17 protein-coding genes are annotated in these 17,200 nt (G+C 33.4%); 13 read left to right on the forward strand and 4 right to left on the reverse strand.

All coding sequences use genetic code 11. The annotated features are described in order from the left end of the window. The first annotated feature begins 632 nt into the window (after window positions 1-632). From D2K62_RS11685 to D2K62_RS11695, 3 genes are all read left to right on the forward strand, one after another. The gene (locus D2K62_RS11685; RefSeq protein ID WP_232828012.1) at window positions 633-1,442 is read left to right on the forward strand and encodes a S1C family serine protease; all 810 of its coding nucleotides are present in this window, start codon (window positions 633-635) and stop codon (window positions 1,440-1,442) included. A gap of 254 nt (window positions 1,443-1,696) precedes the next feature. Then, window positions 1,697-2,434, forward strand: a complete 738-nt coding sequence (gene sigI, locus D2K62_RS11690) for an RNA polymerase sigma-I factor (protein ID WP_112180042.1) — start codon at window positions 1,697-1,699, stop codon at window positions 2,432-2,434. A 79-nt stretch (window positions 2,435-2,513) separates the two neighbouring features. Further along, window positions 2,514-3,437, forward strand: a complete 924-nt coding sequence (locus D2K62_RS11695; RefSeq protein ID WP_112180043.1) for a Gfo/Idh/MocA family protein — start codon at window positions 2,514-2,516, stop codon at window positions 3,435-3,437. Window positions 3,438-3,495: 58 nt separating this feature from the next. Here D2K62_RS11695 and D2K62_RS11700 read toward each other — a convergent pair whose 3' ends face one another. Beyond that, on the reverse strand, window positions 3,496-3,735 hold the full coding sequence (locus tag D2K62_RS11700; protein ID WP_112182653.1) for a YhdB family protein: 240 nt from the start codon (window positions 3,733-3,735) through the stop codon (window positions 3,496-3,498). Between the two features lie 262 nt (window positions 3,736-3,997). Between D2K62_RS11700 and D2K62_RS11705 the strand changes: the two genes are divergently transcribed. The 6 genes from D2K62_RS11705 (at window position 3,998) to D2K62_RS11730 (ending at window position 9,078) form a co-directional block, all read left to right on the forward strand. After that, the gene (locus D2K62_RS11705; protein ID WP_112180044.1) at window positions 3,998-4,687 is read left to right on the forward strand and encodes a YhcN/YlaJ family sporulation lipoprotein; all 690 of its coding nucleotides are present in this window, start codon (window positions 3,998-4,000) and stop codon (window positions 4,685-4,687) included. Between the two features lie 127 nt (window positions 4,688-4,814). Further along, a complete protein-coding gene (locus D2K62_RS11710) occupies window positions 4,815-5,282 on the forward strand; it encodes an S-ribosylhomocysteine lyase (RefSeq protein ID WP_112180045.1) in 468 nt (155 codons plus the stop codon). A gap of 80 nt (window positions 5,283-5,362) precedes the next feature. Further along, entirely contained in the window at window positions 5,363-6,733 is a 1,371-nt protein-coding gene (locus tag D2K62_RS11715; RefSeq protein WP_117149252.1) for a dipeptidase, read from the forward strand. Between the two features lie 169 nt (window positions 6,734-6,902). Further along, window positions 6,903-7,268, forward strand: a complete 366-nt coding sequence (locus D2K62_RS11720; RefSeq protein ID WP_157967366.1) for a sulfurtransferase — start codon at window positions 6,903-6,905, stop codon at window positions 7,266-7,268. A gap of 26 nt (window positions 7,269-7,294) precedes the next feature. Beyond that, window positions 7,295-7,555: a metal-sensitive transcriptional regulator gene (locus D2K62_RS11725; protein WP_112180048.1), complete on the forward strand. Its 261-nt coding sequence runs from the start codon at window positions 7,295-7,297 to the stop codon at window positions 7,553-7,555. 107 nt (window positions 7,556-7,662) lie between these two features. Further along, window positions 7,663-9,078 carry a SpoVR family protein gene (locus D2K62_RS11730; protein ID WP_117161523.1) on the forward strand — a complete coding sequence of 472 codons (1,416 nt, stop codon included), beginning with the start codon at window positions 7,663-7,665 and terminating at the stop codon, window positions 9,076-9,078. A 46-nt stretch (window positions 9,079-9,124) separates the two neighbouring features. Here the strand turns inward: D2K62_RS11730 and D2K62_RS11735 are convergent, their stop codons facing one another. The 3 genes from D2K62_RS11735 to chrA form a co-directional block, all read right to left on the reverse strand. Continuing rightward, window positions 9,125-9,442: an ArsR/SmtB family transcription factor gene (locus tag D2K62_RS11735; protein WP_269813839.1), complete on the reverse strand. Its 318-nt coding sequence runs from the start codon at window positions 9,440-9,442 to the stop codon at window positions 9,125-9,127. A 22-nt stretch (window positions 9,443-9,464) separates the two neighbouring features. After that, on the reverse strand, window positions 9,465-10,385 hold the full coding sequence (locus D2K62_RS11740) for a cation diffusion facilitator family transporter (protein ID WP_232824249.1): 921 nt from the start codon (window positions 10,383-10,385) through the stop codon (window positions 9,465-9,467). A gap of 124 nt (window positions 10,386-10,509) precedes the next feature. Further along, window positions 10,510-11,694 carry a chromate efflux transporter gene (chrA, locus tag D2K62_RS11745; protein WP_112182655.1) on the reverse strand — a complete coding sequence of 395 codons (1,185 nt, stop codon included), beginning with the start codon at window positions 11,692-11,694 and terminating at the stop codon, window positions 10,510-10,512. 202 nt (window positions 11,695-11,896) lie between these two features. Here chrA and D2K62_RS11750 point away from each other — a divergent pair, with 202 nt between their 5' ends. The 4 genes from D2K62_RS11750 (at window position 11,897) to qoxA (ending at window position 17,185) form a co-directional block, all read left to right on the forward strand. Then, on the forward strand, window positions 11,897-12,934 hold the full coding sequence (locus D2K62_RS11750) for a metal ABC transporter solute-binding protein, Zn/Mn family (protein WP_117161524.1): 1,038 nt from the start codon (window positions 11,897-11,899) through the stop codon (window positions 12,932-12,934). 312 nt (window positions 12,935-13,246) lie between these two features. Beyond that, entirely contained in the window at window positions 13,247-13,840 is a 594-nt protein-coding gene (locus D2K62_RS11755) for a DUF5317 domain-containing protein (protein WP_117161525.1), read from the forward strand. Window positions 13,841-14,007: 167 nt separating this feature from the next. Next, window positions 14,008-15,831: a bifunctional diguanylate cyclase/phosphohydrolase gene (locus D2K62_RS11760; protein WP_232828013.1), complete on the forward strand. Its 1,824-nt coding sequence runs from the start codon at window positions 14,008-14,010 to the stop codon at window positions 15,829-15,831. Between the two features lie 325 nt (window positions 15,832-16,156). Next, on the forward strand, window positions 16,157-17,185 hold the full coding sequence (gene qoxA / locus D2K62_RS11765; protein ID WP_117161526.1) for a cytochrome aa3 quinol oxidase subunit II: 1,029 nt from the start codon (window positions 16,157-16,159) through the stop codon (window positions 17,183-17,185). Window positions 17,186-17,200: the final 15 nt, after the last annotated feature.

A 17,200-nucleotide genomic window follows, 5' to 3' on the forward strand; every position in this document is an offset into this window, starting at 1 on the left:
ATTGAATAAGTAATTGTATTACTTTGGTCACGTAACTAGTCCGTGACTTTATAGGTATTTGTGATAAGCACATACGTCTTCGGGCGTATGTGCTTTTTATATTATGTAAAATTTTTCTAATAATAGGTACAAAACTGGTAATGCAGTTTTTATCATAAATAAACAAAGAAGGAGTGAGGGTAAATGTTTAAATTTATTGGTTTACAACAACATGTAATGGTGAGGAAAGATGGCGGTTGACTAAATTGAATATTGGATGAAACGGGTGATTTTGTGATAGTTGAAAAAGAAAATAAAGAGTTTGTTTTAAATCGACTACTTAAACGATATGTATTGATATGCGTGATTTTCAGAAAAGAAAACCGAATAGGAATAGATAGAATTATTTTTATTATATGTCGAAAATAATAATTACAAAGGAGATATAAGAATGGAAACAGGTCATTTAATAAAAAGAGGAATAACAAAAACAAAATGTTGGAAAGATAGTGGCTAGTAACCCTCAACCATTCTATTTCCCAGGAAATAAATGTCGAAAGTATTATTAATAACTCGAAAACAACAGTCATATTAAGTTTAATCTGTTAATGTTAGAATGAAGCTAGAGTTTGTTAATAATGGGGTGAGACTTTTTGAATGGTGATAAAGACAAATCCGATATGATTGACAAGGATTTATATGAAGACATAGATGAAGAAGAATTAATAGAAATTTTTGATGAAAATCGTCAAGAAGTGAAAGATGATGATGTAGAAGAAAAAAAGACAAAACGTCCTTTTCCTAAATGGGCATTTTGGCTAATTGCAGGTTCATTGTTTTTGAATGTAATAGCCATACTTCCCCAAACATTTTCTATACCGGCAATTGAATTTTTGATAACATCAACAAAGTTGTCTGCTGATTCATCTATTAGCACTTATAAAAAGGCAGTCGTTGTAGTAGAAGCTGGTGATAGTAAGGGCACTGGTTTTTCGATTACCTCTGATGGTGTGATTCTTACTAATAATCATGTGATTGATGAAGAAGAACAAATTTCTATTTCATTCCCTGATGAGGGGTTGTTTGCAGCCGAGGTAATTGAATCTTATCCTGCGATCGATTTAGCCGTTTTACAAGTAGAAGCAAAAGACCTACCTTACTTAGAATTAGCTGAGGATGTAGATTTTGAAGTAGAAGAGAAAATTAATTTTATTGGTAACCCGCTCCGCTTTAATGGGATAGCCAATCAAGGGAATATAATCGGTTATACGAATTTGGAAAGTTGGGATCAAGAAGTACTTATGTTAAAAGCACCAGTATATCGTGGTAACAGCGGTAGTCCAGTTATCAATAGTCAAGGGAAGGTTATAGGTGTTATTTTTGCTACTATGAATCATGAGCAACATGGTAAAGTCGGATTAGCTGTTCCAATTGATTATTATAAAAATATAGAAAAAGAGTGAGAAACCCCGCAGACAGCAAGGATAAATTGTCTGCGGGTTTTTAAATGGATAATTTTAGTGTTGTTCTCTATTTATGACTAATTATTTTCATTTAGATGATAAAATAGGTGAATGGCACTATTTTTTGATATACACTTTTAAGAATTTGTAAAGTTCCTGTGATGGTTTCCTTCCTATTTCTCTTGTATCATTTGATTAGATAGAAAATTACTGAGAACAATAATTCGATATAAGTAAACTGGAGTTGAATCAAGATGAAAAACTTAATAGATATGGAAACTGATACATTAGAAAAACAAGTTCATCTTGTACAATTAGGTGACCGTAAGTTACAGAATAAACTATTGAAAGCTTATAAGCCGTATATTGCGAAATGCGTTTCAGAAGTGTGCAAAAGATATATTAATCCTACTAGTGATGACGAGTTTAGTATTGGTCTGTTTGCTTTTAACGAAGCAATGAATTGCTATTCACAGGATAAAGGAAGTTCTTTTTTAAGTTTCGCTAAATTAATTATTAAACGAAAAACAATAGACTATATCAGGAAAGAAAGTGCAAGGTTAAGGGTGACCTCATTAGATGAAAACTTTGACGAAGTAATGGTAGATAAACCAATTGAAATACAAGTTGCTAATGAGATGAATAAATTTAAAGTGGATCAATGGAATTGTCGTAATGAAATTCTTGTGTTTGCAACACATTTAAGTTATTATAACCTATCATTTTCGGAATTAATGCGGATATCACCAAAACATAAAGATGCCCGTGAATCAGCTATTCAAGTTGCACGAACTTTGTATCAAAATGAAAAAATGCGCCAATTTGTTCAAAGTAAAAAGAAGATACCTATTACAAAATTAATGGAATACGTTACGGTAAGTAAAAAGACGCTGGAGCGTAATCGTAAGTATATTTTAGCAATATTTATCGTATTGGATGGGGACTTTCTTTATATCAAGGAATATATAAATGGAGTTGGCTGCTTGAATTAAAAGATAAATAAAAATGGCAATTCCTTCATAAGTTCATGCTATACTGTGCTTATCTATTGATTACAGGAAGGTGAATGCAATGAAAAGGAAAGTTCGTGTTGGTGTAGTTGGGCTGGGAGGAATAGCACAAAAAGCGTATTTACCAATCTTAACGAAACAGGAAGATTGGGATTTAATTGGTGCGTATACACCAAATCAGGAAAAGTTAAAAAGAATATGTACGAGCTATCGTTTACAACCTTTTTCGAGTATGGAAGCTTTAAGTAAGGAATGTGATGCTGTTTTTGTTCACAGTTCAACAGAGACACATTATCAAGTAGTTGATTATTTATTAGATCAAGGCAAGGATATATATGTTGATAAACCTTTAGCATCAAGCATTGAAGAGGCGGAGCTATTAGTAGAAAAAAGTGAGAAACTAGGCTTGAAGCTGATGGTTGGTTTTAATCGAAGGTTTGCCCCAGTTTATCAAGAAGCGAAAGAATTGGCAGGGGATTTTGACGCAGTGCACATTGAAAAGCATCGTCCTTTTGGAATAGGCCCCATGTCTTTTAATGAGACCATGTTAGACGATTACTTACATGTAGTGGATACGGTTCGTTGGTTAGCAGATGATGATGATCTTTTGGTTAAAAATTTTTTCGCCAAGCAAACAGCTCAAAAGGAAATGATATTTGCTAATCACATTTATGAAAGTAAAACTAGTTTATTTACAACATCCATGCACCGTCAAGCTGGTTTGGATTTGGAGAAATTAGAATTTGTATCAGATCGTTCGATTATTCGTGTGTGGAATATGCGTGATTTAGAAATTAATGAAGAGAAGCTCACAAAGAAAAGAACTTCTGGATCATGGCAAACAGTGGGTGATATTAGAGGGTTTGAAGGTGCAATAAAACACTTTATTTCGTGTGTTGAAAACAATACAACGCCAATTGTAGATGGAGTGGAAGCTCTTAAATCACAACGTTTACTGCAACTAATGTTAGATCATGCCAGATAAAAATTTAATTATAAAGAAGGGAAGAATACTTCTCCTGAGTACTCTTCCCTTGTTAATTTTACAGCATCTCTATTTCAGCAATTGGTGTATACCCCATCGCATGATCAATATAATGCAATAAGGAATCATGATCGGTCATGATTTGCTGCTCATTGTGACTATAATGAAAGGCGTGTAGAAATGCCTCGATTTTTTTTGACAAGATATCATCATGGGTGCGTACCATTAGCACTAGTAGATCATCCCACTGGCCCCAAAGCGTAAAGTATAATGCTTTATCATAATCGGGTATTCCCATCATCCGTCACCCCTCTTTCAAGTTTATTCCATGGTATTTGGAACAGTATCTAAAGGGCTACTGTTAGTATGGCTTACTTCTTTAAATTAACGATGCCACATTCTTGGTTCTCTTACCATTTATTAAATCATATGCAGAGAATAAGTATTAAGTGCAAATATTTAGTGTAAGATGAAAGGTTTTACTGTTCGTCATAGATGAATAAAGAAATACTTCATTCACATACTAGTCATGACTCTTAAAAAATAAGGAGGAGTTAAGTATGGAATGGAAAAAAGTAAGTATCGCATTATTAACTGTATCAACGTTAGTTGCTTGTGGTGCACAAGATAATAATGAACTGGGTCAGCGTGGTACAAACAACCTTGAACCCGTTCGTAATGAAAGTACGTTAGATGCGCCGTTCGGAAATCGAAATGTACAAAACGGGCAAATGAACAATGGTACAAATGGTAATAATGGAACTACCTATGATGGTACGTATCAGCGTGGTACAGATTTAACAGCAGATAATGTTAGACAGAATAATACAAACGGAAATCAAAATAACACTAGTAGTAGACATAACACGAGTGGCAATCAACAGGGAAATAATGAATATGAAGTAGCTGACAAAGCTGCAGATCGTATTGCCAAAGAAGTAGATGGTGTTGATCGTGCTTATGTTTTAACGACTAATAATAACGCATATGTAGCAGCTGAATTGAATGAAGGTAATGGAGAAAATGGTAACAACAATGGTGAAGTAAGTGACGAAGTGAAAAAACAGGTTACAAAAGCTGTGAAAGCTGAAAATGATGATATTGATAATGTGTATGTTTCAACAAATCCGGATTTTGTTAATTTAACAACAGGCTATAGAAATGACGTTGAAAATGGTGAACCAATTGAAGGTTTTTTTGATCAATTTGGTGAAATGATTCAACGTGTATTCCCGAATCAAGCAGATTAATTAATATCAGAAAAGTGACTGTTATATACAGTCGCTTTCTCTTTACATACAGCTTATTTCCACGATTGCCTTTTTTGTGTTATCTTATTTCTATAGTAAGATAAATGCTTAAAGGAGCTGAGGAGAAATGGTCGAAAAAATGAATGTAGAAAGTTTTAATTTAGATCACACAAAAGTGAAAGCCCCTTATGTACGTTTAGTTGGTGTTACTACTGGTCAAAGTGGGGATAAAGTATATAAATATGATGTTCGTTTTTGTCAACCGAATAAAGAACATATGGATATGCCAGGCTTGCATTCAATTGAGCATTTGATGGCAGAAAACATTCGCAATAATATAGATGATGTCTTGGATATCGGACCAATGGGGTGTCAAACAGGTTTTTATTTAGCGATATTAAATAATGACAGTTACGATGCTATTTTAGTTGCTCTAGAAAAGACGTTAAATGATGTACTAGATGCTACTGAAGTGCCTGCTTGTAATGAAGTACAGTGCGGTTGGGCAGCTAATCACAGTTTGGAAGGTGCAAAACAGATTGCTTCACGTATGTTAGAACAGAAAAATGAATGGCACATTGTATTTGCTGAGTAAATAATCATAAAAGAAAGAAGAGCTGGTACATGATTGTGCTGCTCTTCTTACGTTTATTATGAAAAGGAAGTGTATGGAACATGACAGAAAACGTCCTACAATATTTAAAAGAAAATAGGGAAGCACAACTAGATGTTTTACATAAATTTTTATCAATTCCTAGTGTTAGTACGGAAAGTTCGCATAAACAAGATGTGAACAAAGCTGCTCAGTTTGTGGCTGATTATTTAAAAAGTATTTCGTTTAATAATGTAGAAGTAAAAGAAACAAAAGGTCATCCACTTGTATATGGAGAGTGGCTTGGTGCTGGTGAAGATGCTCCAACTGTTTTGTTGTATGGTCATTATGATGTGCAACCCGCTGAGCCTTTAGAGTTATGGGAGAGCAAACCATTTGAGCCGGAAGTGCGGGATGGCCGTTTATATGCTCGTGGAGCGAGTGACGACAAAGGACAGGTATTTATGCATTTAGCTGTCTTTGAAGCATTTATCAAGACAGAAGGTGCTATACCAATTAATGTAAAGGTTTGTATAGAAGGAGAAGAAGAAATTGGTAGTGAGAATTTATATGCTATCTTGAAAGAGAAAAAAGAATTGTTTCAGGCTGATTTTGCAGTTATTTCTGATTCCGGAATGGTGGCAAGTGGACAACCTACGATTTTATACGGTTTAAAAGGTTTCACAGGACTTGAATTTACATTGGAAGGTCCATCTAGTGATCTTCACTCTGGATTATATGGTGGTGCTGTAAGGAACCCTGCTATGGCAATGGCTCATCTTTTAGCATCCTTAAAGGACCAGGATGAAGTAGTCCAAGTAGATGGTTTTTATCATGATGTAGAGCCATTGACAGAAGAAGAGAAACTGTTAATTGCGGATGTTCCTGGTGAAGATTATCAACAATCCACCGGTGTCACAAAAACAATATCTGAAAAAGGCTATACTGCAAAAGAACACACAATGGCACGTCCAACTTTAGAATTAAATGGAATATATGGTGGTTATCAAGGTGAGGGAACAAAAACAATAATCCCAGCTTCTGCAACTGCAAAAATTACTTGTCGTTTGGTTCCGGGCCAAGAACCTGAAAAAATTCAAGATTTACTAATTAAACATTTGGAGAAATATGTACCAGATGGAGTGAGATTGCATGTGAAGCGCGAAGCATTATCAGCAAAAGCATATAAAGTAGATCCTAATCATTATCTTATTAAAAAGGCGGCAGAAAGTTATACAAAAGCGTTTGGAAAGGAAACGGTCTTTGTAAGAATGGGTGGTTCTATCCCAGTTGTAGAATGGATTGATGCCATTTATAAAATGCCAATTGTTCTATTAGGCTTTGGTACTCCAGAAGATCGGTTACATTCACCGAACGAGAGCTTTCCTCTAGAAAGCTTTGATAAAGGTTTAGAAACGCTTGTGCATTATTGGAATGCAGTGAAGCTAAAATAATGTAAATGTTGGGGTCCTAAGATTAATTTAGGGCCCCTTTTATAACGTAACGCACAGATAAGTTAAAGCAACATAAAATAGGAGGAAAAATCATTTTTATTGACCTTATACCTATAAGGGTATAAAATAAATTACGTATGATAAAGTATTAATAATTGGAGTGATATAATTGATGATACTAGTGGTATTTCTGTTAGTGATTATAGGATATATGCTATATGCTCGATATTATCCTGTCAAAGGTGTGCCGTGTATGGACGAAAAGGAATCAAAAGGTAAAAACTCTAGTATTACTTTAGATATTCGAGATTATAATACTTCATCAAAAGAGTCGTTAAATGATTCGATTTTTATTCCTATAGCATATTTAAAAAGATATCATCATGAAATACCATCCAAGTATATATATTTAATTGCCTCTGATAAAATAGAAAAGAATTTAGGTATTCGATTATTGAGTCAAAGAGGATATCAAGTAATTGGGTATAAACTGGCTAATTGCAACTGCAAAGATAAACTAAGGAATTTAATATAATCACGGAAAGAGACGGAGGAAATATGATGGAATATACAGATCAAATGAAAAATAGAGTGAAGCGGATAGAAGGACAGTTACGTGGAATTTTAAAAATGATGGAAGAAGGAAATGATTGTAAAGATGTGATTACACAAATGTCTGCTGCTCGTACAGCGATGGATCGTACGATGGGAGTTGTGGTAAGTTCTAACTTAGTTGCTTGTGTTAAAAAGGCTGAGGAAGAAGGAGAAGACACAGCTGAGTATGTTAACCAAGCTGTTAATTTATTAGTGAAAAGTAGATAAAGAAGTATTAATTGCAATCCATTTAAAAAAACAAGTCCAACACTCTTCATCATTCATGCGCGCGAATCATATACTGAGGATAATCCAGTCAAAGGGAGCGATCATGAATGAAACAATCAGATCAGAAACAATTGGAATACGCGATTGACGAGATCACAGAAATTGCGAAAGGTTTTGGACTTGATTTTTTTCCTATGCGTTATGAAATTTGCCCCCCCGAAATAATCTATACATTTGGTGCCTATGGCATGCCTTCTCGATTTTCCCATTGGAGTTTTGGCAAACAATTTCATATGATGAAATTACAATATGATCTGGGATTGAGTAAAATATACGAACTGGTAATTAACTCAAATCCCTGTTATGCATTTTTGTTAAACTCAAATAGCCTTGTTCAAAACAAACTAATTGTTGCACATGTTTTAGCACATTGTGATTTTTTTAAAAACAATGCTCGTTTTCAGAATACGCAACGTGATATGGTAGAAAGTATGTCAGCAACAGCAGAACGAATAGCTACTTATGAAAAACAGTACGGTGTCCATGAAGTTGAAATTTTTCTAGATGCAGTATTAGCTATTCAAGAACATATTGATCCTTCTTTGATGAAATCAAAATTCGATTGGAAATTAGATGGGATAGAAGAAGAGGAAGAAGTAAAAAGGGAAACTGTTTATGACGATTTATGGAAATTAGATGAATCATCAAAAATTGGAACTGAACCGATTAAAAAGAAAAAAAAGCAGTTACCGCCTAAGCCAGAAAAGGATATCGTTTTGTTTATTGAAGAATATAGCCCTCACTTAGAAGATTGGCAACGGGACATTTTAACGATGATGCGAGAAGAAATGCTATATTTCTGGCCGCAATTAGAAACGAAAATTATGAATGAAGGATGGGCTTCATATTGGCATCAACGAATTCTAAGAAGTTTGGATTTGACAAGTGACGAAGCTGTCGAATTTGCTAGTCTGAATGCAGGAGTTGTTCAACCTTCTAAAACCCAAATTAATCCTTATTATTTAGGAGTTAAAATGTTTGAAGACATTGAAAAAAGATTTGATAACCCTACAGAAGAAATGAAAAAGTGGGGAGCGGTTCCTGGAAAAGGACGAGAGAAAATGTTTGAAGTTAGAGAAATCGAATCAGATATTTCATTCTTACGTAACTATTTAACAAAAGACTTTGTTGAGAGAGAAGATTTATACTTATTCCAAAAACAAGGGAATGACTATAAAGTTAGTGATAAAAATTGGGAAAACGTCCGAGATCAATTAATTTCAATGCGAATCAATGGAGGTTTTCCTTTTATTACGGTTTTAAATGGTGATTATGCTGGTAATGGAGAGCTTTATTTGAAACATAATTATGAAGGTGTTGAGTTGGATATGCGTTATCTTGAAAGAACGATACCATATATTTATCAACTATGGGGAAAATCCGTGCATATGGAAACAGAGTTGGAGGATAAACGCGTTGTATTTAGTTACGATGGGAAAAAGGTAAGTAAAAAACAATTGTAATGTGGAAAATGAAAAGGGAAGCAGTTTGAAAACAACTGTTTCCCTTTTATTCATGTAAAGCATGATCTATAGTTTGTTGTAATGTTTTCATGACATGTTCGTCGTCATGTTCATAATACATTGTTTTACCATCACGTCGATATTTAACTAAACGTAAATTTTTCAAGAACCGAAGTTGATGTGAAACGTTTGATTGCTTTAATTCAAGGCATTCTGAAATCTCGGTAACAGAGCATTCCTTTTTAGAGAGTAAATGTAAGATGCGTATGCGAGTTGGATCAGCTAATGCTTTAAATGTTTGAGAAACAATAAATAAAGTTTCTTCATCAAGACCGTTATAATCCTTCTTTATTAATTCATCCACTACGAACAACTCCTATTTCAATCTAATTACAGCAATCTTCATGATCTTGTATCGCGGAACCTTCTCCTTCAATTTGGATGGTTGTGTGGTTTAATTTAAAATTCTCCAATAATAACTTTGAAGCTACTTGTAAGATCACATCTCTATTGTGGTTTTGATCGACAATTAAATGACAACTAAGGGCAGGGAAGTTAGATGTTATTGTCCAAACGTGCAAATCGTGCATATCTACTACACCATCGATTGACAGTAGGCATTTTTCTACTTGCGTAATATCAATTTGATTTGGTATGCCTTCCATTAAGACATGGAATGAGTCCTTCGTTACGCGCCAACCACTAAATAAAATTAAGCTAGCAACAATTACACTTGCAATTGGATCAGCAATATTCCAATTAAATAATAGGATGAGTATCCCTGCAATAATAGCTCCAACTGATCCAAGTAAATCTCCAAATACATGTAACAGCGCACTACGCATATTTAAATTCTCTTCTGTATCTCCACGCATTAGAATCCAAGCAACTAAAATATTAACCAAAAGACCAATAATGGCAATTATCATCATGCTTCCATCTACATTTGGAGGCTCTAAGAAACGATTATATGCCTCCCAAAAAATATAAACGGAAATGGCTAGTAATGTAATGCCATTGATAAATGCTGCTAATATTTCAAAACGTTTATAACCATAAGTTTTAGTAGAAGTTGCAGCTCTTTCACCAAACTTAAATGCGAATAAACTTAATCCCAAGGCGGCAGCATCGCTTAACATATGCCCTGCATCAGATAATAATGCTAAGCTATTCGTTAGTATTCCTCCGATAACTTCAACAACCATGAAAGTAGCAATGAGAATAAAACTTAATAATAATGCTTTTTTATTTGCATGATGTCCGTGTTGGTGGTCATGTCCATGACTATGCTCATGTCCCATACTTATCTCTCCTATACATTCATATGTTCATGTATTCATACTATAATATTTTAAATTAGAATACAACCGACTTCGGCTAAAATACATTTAATTATTAAAAGGATTTGTTGGTTAAAATGAAAAAGATAATTTAAAATTGATTTAAAAGAAAACCGCCAAAAGCCCCAATTAATACAATCAACCAAGCGGGAAATTTCCAATATACTAACATACTGAATAAAACTGCAGCAAATGCAAAATCAATAGGGGTAATAATCGCAGTTCTCCAAATTGGTTGATAAAATGCAGCAATTAAAATGCCGACAACAGCAGCATTAACACTTATAAATGCTGCTTTCATTTTAGTGTGATTGCGTAGTTGATCCCAGAAAGGCAATGCTCCGAATATTAATAAGAATGATGGCAAGAAAATAGCAACTGTTGCGATCAAGCCTCCTAACCAACCTGATTTTATAGCCCCAATATATGCAGCAAACGTGAACAACGGACCAGGTACAGCTTGTGCAGCACCATATCCAGTTAAGAATTGTTGTTCTGTTAAAAATCCATTGGGTACAAATTCTCTTTCTAATAAAGGCAATACAACATGTCCACCACCAAAGACTAGCGCTCCGGATCTATAAAAACTATCGAACATTGCAATCCAATTGGTTCCAATTACTTCGCGAAGTAACGGTAAGACACCTAACAATCCGATAAATAGTACAAGACAAATGCCTGCAACTTTTTTTGAAATGGCAACAGTAATCAATGTTCTATCTTCTTCTATTTCATTACTAAATAAAAAAAGGCCAGCAAAAGCTGCTAATAGGATAACAACCACTTGTGATAGAGTGGTTTGCCATAAAAGTGTAGTAAGAAGTGCAAGTAATGCAATTAACTTATGGGTGAGTGTAGGTGTTAGTTTTTTCCCCATATTTAAAATAGCATGTGCAACTACCGCGACTGCTACAATTTTCAAACCTTGGATAGCTCCTGATTCTGCGATTGAAAAAGCATTCAAAAAGTAAACAAAAAGAATAAGTGCTATCACAGATGGTAATGTAAAACCAATGAATGAAACAATACCACCTAACATACCGCCTCTAATAATACCGATTCCCATACCAACCTGACTACTTGCTGGTCCAGGTAGAAATTGGCATAAAGCAACCAAATCAGCATAACTTTTATCGTTCAACCATTTTTCCTTTTTTACGTACGTATCGTGAAAATAGCCTAAATGTGCAATTGGACCACCGAACGAGGTTAAACCCAATCGAGTTGATATTTTTAAAATTTCCCATAAGGTTGCAATTTTTGTTTTATTTTTAATCGTAATCACTCCTAATCATTAATTAATAATCTTTTTATAGGTAACGCTTTTCGTTTAAAGTGTAAGGCAGTGCTGGTATTTTATCAATAACAATAATGTAAATTATAATTTATTAAATAAAGCGTAACGATTACTATTTACAATACGTAATGATTACGATATAATCCATATAAAGCAAATATACGGGGGAGAGACTTAAGAAATGAAATTATTAATGCGATTTACATTATTTATGTTAGTTGGTGGACTATTGGTAGCTTGTGGTAGTGAGGAACAAGCGGAGTCTGAGTCAGAAGCAGTATCTGGAACCGATTCAGAAGAGGAAAAACTACAAATTTATACGACCTTATATCCATTAGAATATTTTGCAAACGAAATTGGTGGCTCATATGTTGAAGTAACTTCTATCTTACCCGCTGGAGCAGACGCACATACATATGAACCAACATCGAAAACGATGGTTGATATTGCAACAGCAGATTTATTTATTTACAATGGTGCTGATTTAGAGGCATACGCTGAAAAGATTCAACAAGCTTTAATTGATGAAGATGTAGAAATGGTTGAAGCTGCAGAAGGTTTAGATCTATTAAACTACGAACACGAACATGAAGAAGAAAGCGAAGAACACGCGCACGATGAAGAAGAAAGTGAAGAGCATACACACGAAGAGGAAGAAGCAGAAAGTACAGAGGATGATGGTCACGATCACGGAGATGTTGATCCACACGTATGGCTAGACCCAATGCTTTCCGTTTCGCTGGCAGAAAACATTAAAGAAGAATTAGTAGCAAAAATGCCAGAACAAGAAGAAACTTTTGAAGCGAATTATCAAGACTTAGTTTCAAGATTGGAAAGTTTAGATAGTAATTTCCATGACACGATTGAAGGTTATGATCAAAATGAAATTTTAGTCTCACATGCAGCTTACGGATATTGGGAAAAGGCATATGGAATCGAACAATTGGCGATTTCTGGTATAACTTCTTCAGATGAACCATCACAAAAGGAATTAGAGAATATCATTGAGGAAGTTGAAGAAAATGACATTCACTATTTGTTTTTTGAGCAAAATATCACACCAAAAGTAGCAACTGTTATCCAACAAGAAACTGGTGTTGAGTCATTAGAATTGCATAATCTTTCTGTATTAACTGAGGAAGATATAGATAATAGTGAAGATTACTTTACATTAATGGAACGGAATTTAAAAGCAATTGAAACAGCGTTAGCTGAATAATAAAAGCGTGTATCTTCTTAAAAGTAGAGGGTACACGCTTTTTGTCGAACAAATAGAACTTTGTACCTAATTAAACCTATTTAAGTTAATTTAGCTTGTAGATTACGCCTTTTTTGAACAATTTATGCAAGAAAATTTGTAAATATGATTTTATAATAGGTCATTTTACCTAATTATGTTAAAAGTATTCAAAAAAATTGATTTGAATTATCTTATAATTAGCATTAATGTATAAATATATACAAATTTGTATTTAGATTTAGATTTTTGATGTATTGTTTCTTATTAAAGTTCAGTATTGGAGAAAATTATATGGTATATGATGGTATTTTATTTGCTATAATTGTTGGATTTATCCGAAAAGGTAATTTAAAGTTTTTAACAGAGCCGTTATTTCGTTGGGGATGGATATTCCCAGTCATCTTTATAACTCAAATTTTAGTTTTTAACTTTCAAAATCAACTCCCTATTCTAGGTGAATGGAGCAACACAATATTTATCTTTGTCTATATAGTTGGTTTGTTCTTCCTTTGGCTTAACCGGAAAAATGCCGGTTTTAATCTAATAATGATTGGTGTGTTATTAAATTTCATTGTTATGGCCATAAATGGTGGACGCATGCCAGTTTCTGAAGAGGCTTCTACTATATTAGATCCAATGTATATGGAAGCAATTAAAAATGGATTCTATGGAAAGCATGCGCTTATGACTGAATCTACTAAACTAGCATTTTTGGGTGATATTATTCCTATCACATCACCTTATCCAAGAGATCAAGTTATTAGTATTGGTGATGTAATTATGAATATTGGTATTTTCTTCTTTATTCAAGATAAAATGTTGAAGGACAAGCCAACAGAAGAGGAAATTATCTCAATGCAACTTAAGGGAGGTGAAATTAGATGAAAAAAGCAATGCAAAGCAACACAGGAATTAAAATTACTGGAGTAGTAATCAATGCTATTATTATTGGTACACTTTTGGTAGGATTAACGTCAGGATTTAAATTAGGTTAATATTTTAGTAGTGGAGAGTTTAGACTCTCCATAGTTTTTTTAAAGAGAGTTGATAAAATGATAATGGAAAAAAGAAAATTAAATATATTAATATTTCTTTCATTTATATATCTATTTGGTGTATTCTCTTTTTTAATTTATATTGATTTTTCTTATCAATCTAATTTAGAATGGATTCTTTTGTACTCTCTTGTAGGTGCTTCGCTTATATTAAATCACTATAAAATACAACTTTTACCTGTTGGTAACTTTTTGTCATTAGATTCTTCTATTTATTTAGCAATACTATTTACATTTGGTATAAGTTTAACCCTAACTGTTTTATTGATAAATAGCATTATTTATTTCTTTTATGAAAGAAGATTAATTTGGTGGAAACATAGTTTTAATTTTTCGATTTATACAATTATGTTATTTTTTGCATTTCATGTTTTTCAATTACTAGGTGGTAGTGTTGGATTTGTAAATTCGCAAAATGCGATTGCCTATATAGGTTCATTGCTCAGTTATTTTATTGTGAACACTCTTTTAGTCAGCATATATTTTTGGTTATTTGAAAGAAAAAACTTATTAGAAGCACTAAGAGGTTTAATGAAAGGTACAATTGAAAGCTATGCCACTACAATGTTACTTTCGATTGTATTAAGCATTTTATTACAAAGGACACCAATTTTTGGTCTGTTTCTTTTTGTAACCATAACATTACTGCTATCATTTACTTTCAGGCAACAATTTGCTCTTTACGAATCAGTAAAAACCAAGGCAAATATTGATCACTTAACGGGTCTTTATAACCATGGTTATTTTAAAGAAATACTAAATGAAAAGTTTGAGCAAATGAAACAGATTACTATCAATAAACCGTTATCTATGGCTATGTTGGATATTGATGATTTTAAGATATTTAATGATAGTAATGGACATATGAAGGGTGATCATGTATTAACTTTATTTGGCGAAATATTGATAGAAAAATGTAAAGAGAAAGATTATGTAGTGGCAAGGTATGGTGGGGAAGAATTTGTGATTTTAATGCCCGAAACAACCGAAAATCAGGCGAATGATTTAATTGAGTGCATTAGAAAAGAATTAAATAATACATATGTAGATGGAGTAGAAAGATTACCATACGGATGTTTATCATTCTCAGCTGGTATTATAGAGTGGAATATAGAAATGTATAATCCGACTGAATTTTTAACGCATGCAGATCAAGCGATGTATTATGCAAAAGAACAAGGAAAAAACAATACACACATATACGGTCACGAATTTGAGCCATTGGAAATTACAGCTTCTCTAGAAGAATTGGAACAGCAGTTAAAATTACTATTAGCAAAAGATATCTATACATATAGACATAGTAAACGTGTATTTAAGTTTGCAGTAGAGTTTGGTAAATATCTATTACTTAATGAGCAAGATAAAAAGATACTTTCCCTAGGGGCACTCGTTCATGATATAGGGAAACTAGAGGTACCTAGAGGTATTATTAATAAAACTGGTAAATTAACAGCTGAAGAATGGAATGCTGTGAAAAAACATGTTACATGGGGAAGAGAAATTATACAAGTTGATAAAAAAAATGCTTCATTAGTACCTTTAGTTGAATTACACCATGAACGATTTGATGGAAAAGGTTATCCATATGGTAAAAAAGCTGATGAAATACCTAAGTTAGCTAGGATATTATGTGTTATTGACTCATTTGATGCAATGACTACTGAAAGACCTTATCAAAAGACGAAATCATATAATGATGCATTAGATGAATTACGTGATTGCGCAGGAACTCAATTCGATCCATTTTATGCTAAAGCTTTTATAGATTATTTTAATAAAGAGTATATGCAGGTTGAGGAAGATATAACTACTATATAAGAATGGAAATGTTGCTTGGATTAATTTATCCAGGCTTTTATTATGGGAAGAAATCTGTCTTTTTTTGAAGTCTTGTTTTTGTTTCTAAAAAAATTTAAATACTAATTCTATAAATATTATGGTTTAGTTTTTTTAAAACTTTTTCTCAAATATGAACTTTTTGTGACACTTTAATGTAATGTGTTACTTATTTGCGGATAATTGTTAGAATAAGATTTGGCAACACTATTATTTACACTTTGTGTTCATTTAAGTATAATAACTCTTGTTATGTGCAAAAATCTGTAATAGATTACTATTTGGTTGAAAGAAAGGAGAAGATGTAATGAAGCGTATTCGTACTATATTTTATATCACGGCAATACTATTAGCTACATTAACGTTAACTGGTTGTGAATCAACGCTTACGGTTTTTGATCCACAAGGACCAGTGGCACGAAATTTAACTGAATTAATTATATTCTCTATTATTTTCATGCTATTAATTGTTATAGTAGTATTCGTTTTATTTGGTTTCATTGTTTGGAAGTATCGTGCAAAACCAGAAAATGAAGATTATGAACCTCCACATGAGGAGGGAAGTACAGCGTTAGAAATCACATGGTTCTTAATTCCTGTGTTGATCGTTGTTGCTTTAACTATACCAACTATAATTACAATTTCAGATGTTGAAGATATTCCAGAGGGTTATGATGATCAAGAACCTCTAGTTATTCACGTTACTTCTGCAGACTGGAAATGGATTTTTAGCTATCCAGAGCAAGATATTGAAACAGTAAATTATGTTAATATTCCTGCTGATCGCCCTATTCAATTTAAAATGACATCTGCTGGAACAATGCAATCGTTTTGGGTTCCGTCTCTTGCAGGCCAGAAGTATACAATGGCTAACATGCAGACACAACTGTATCTAGTAGCTGATCGTCCAGGTGAATATATTGGAAGAAACACAAACTTTAATGGTGAAGGTTATGCACATATGTCTTTTGAAGTTGTTGCGGAATCAGCAGAAGACTTTAACGAATGGGTTTCTGATGTAAAAAACACGGCAAATGTCTTAACAGAAGATGAATATCGAGAAATTCTTACGCCAAGTATTATTGGACGTAAGACATATAATGAAACACATCTACAATGGATTGACCACGCACATGGTGGTTCAGAAGAATACATTAATCCAGAAGATTATGAAACACATCTTTATGAACAAGAAGGCGAGATAGATGAAGAAGATTCGGACGTATCTATTACAGATACTGAGACTGACCAAGAGCAAGATGAGTCTGAATCAGAACAAAGTAATGAAGAAATGGATATGGATGAATCAGAACATGAAGGACATGATGGACATTAAGTTGGGGGTGAGAAG

Origin of the sequence: Paraliobacillus sp. X-1268, from assembly GCF_003426095.1 — a bacterium.
Taxonomy (GTDB): domain Bacteria; phylum Bacillota; class Bacilli; order Bacillales; family Amphibacillaceae; genus Paraliobacillus_A; species Paraliobacillus_A zengyii.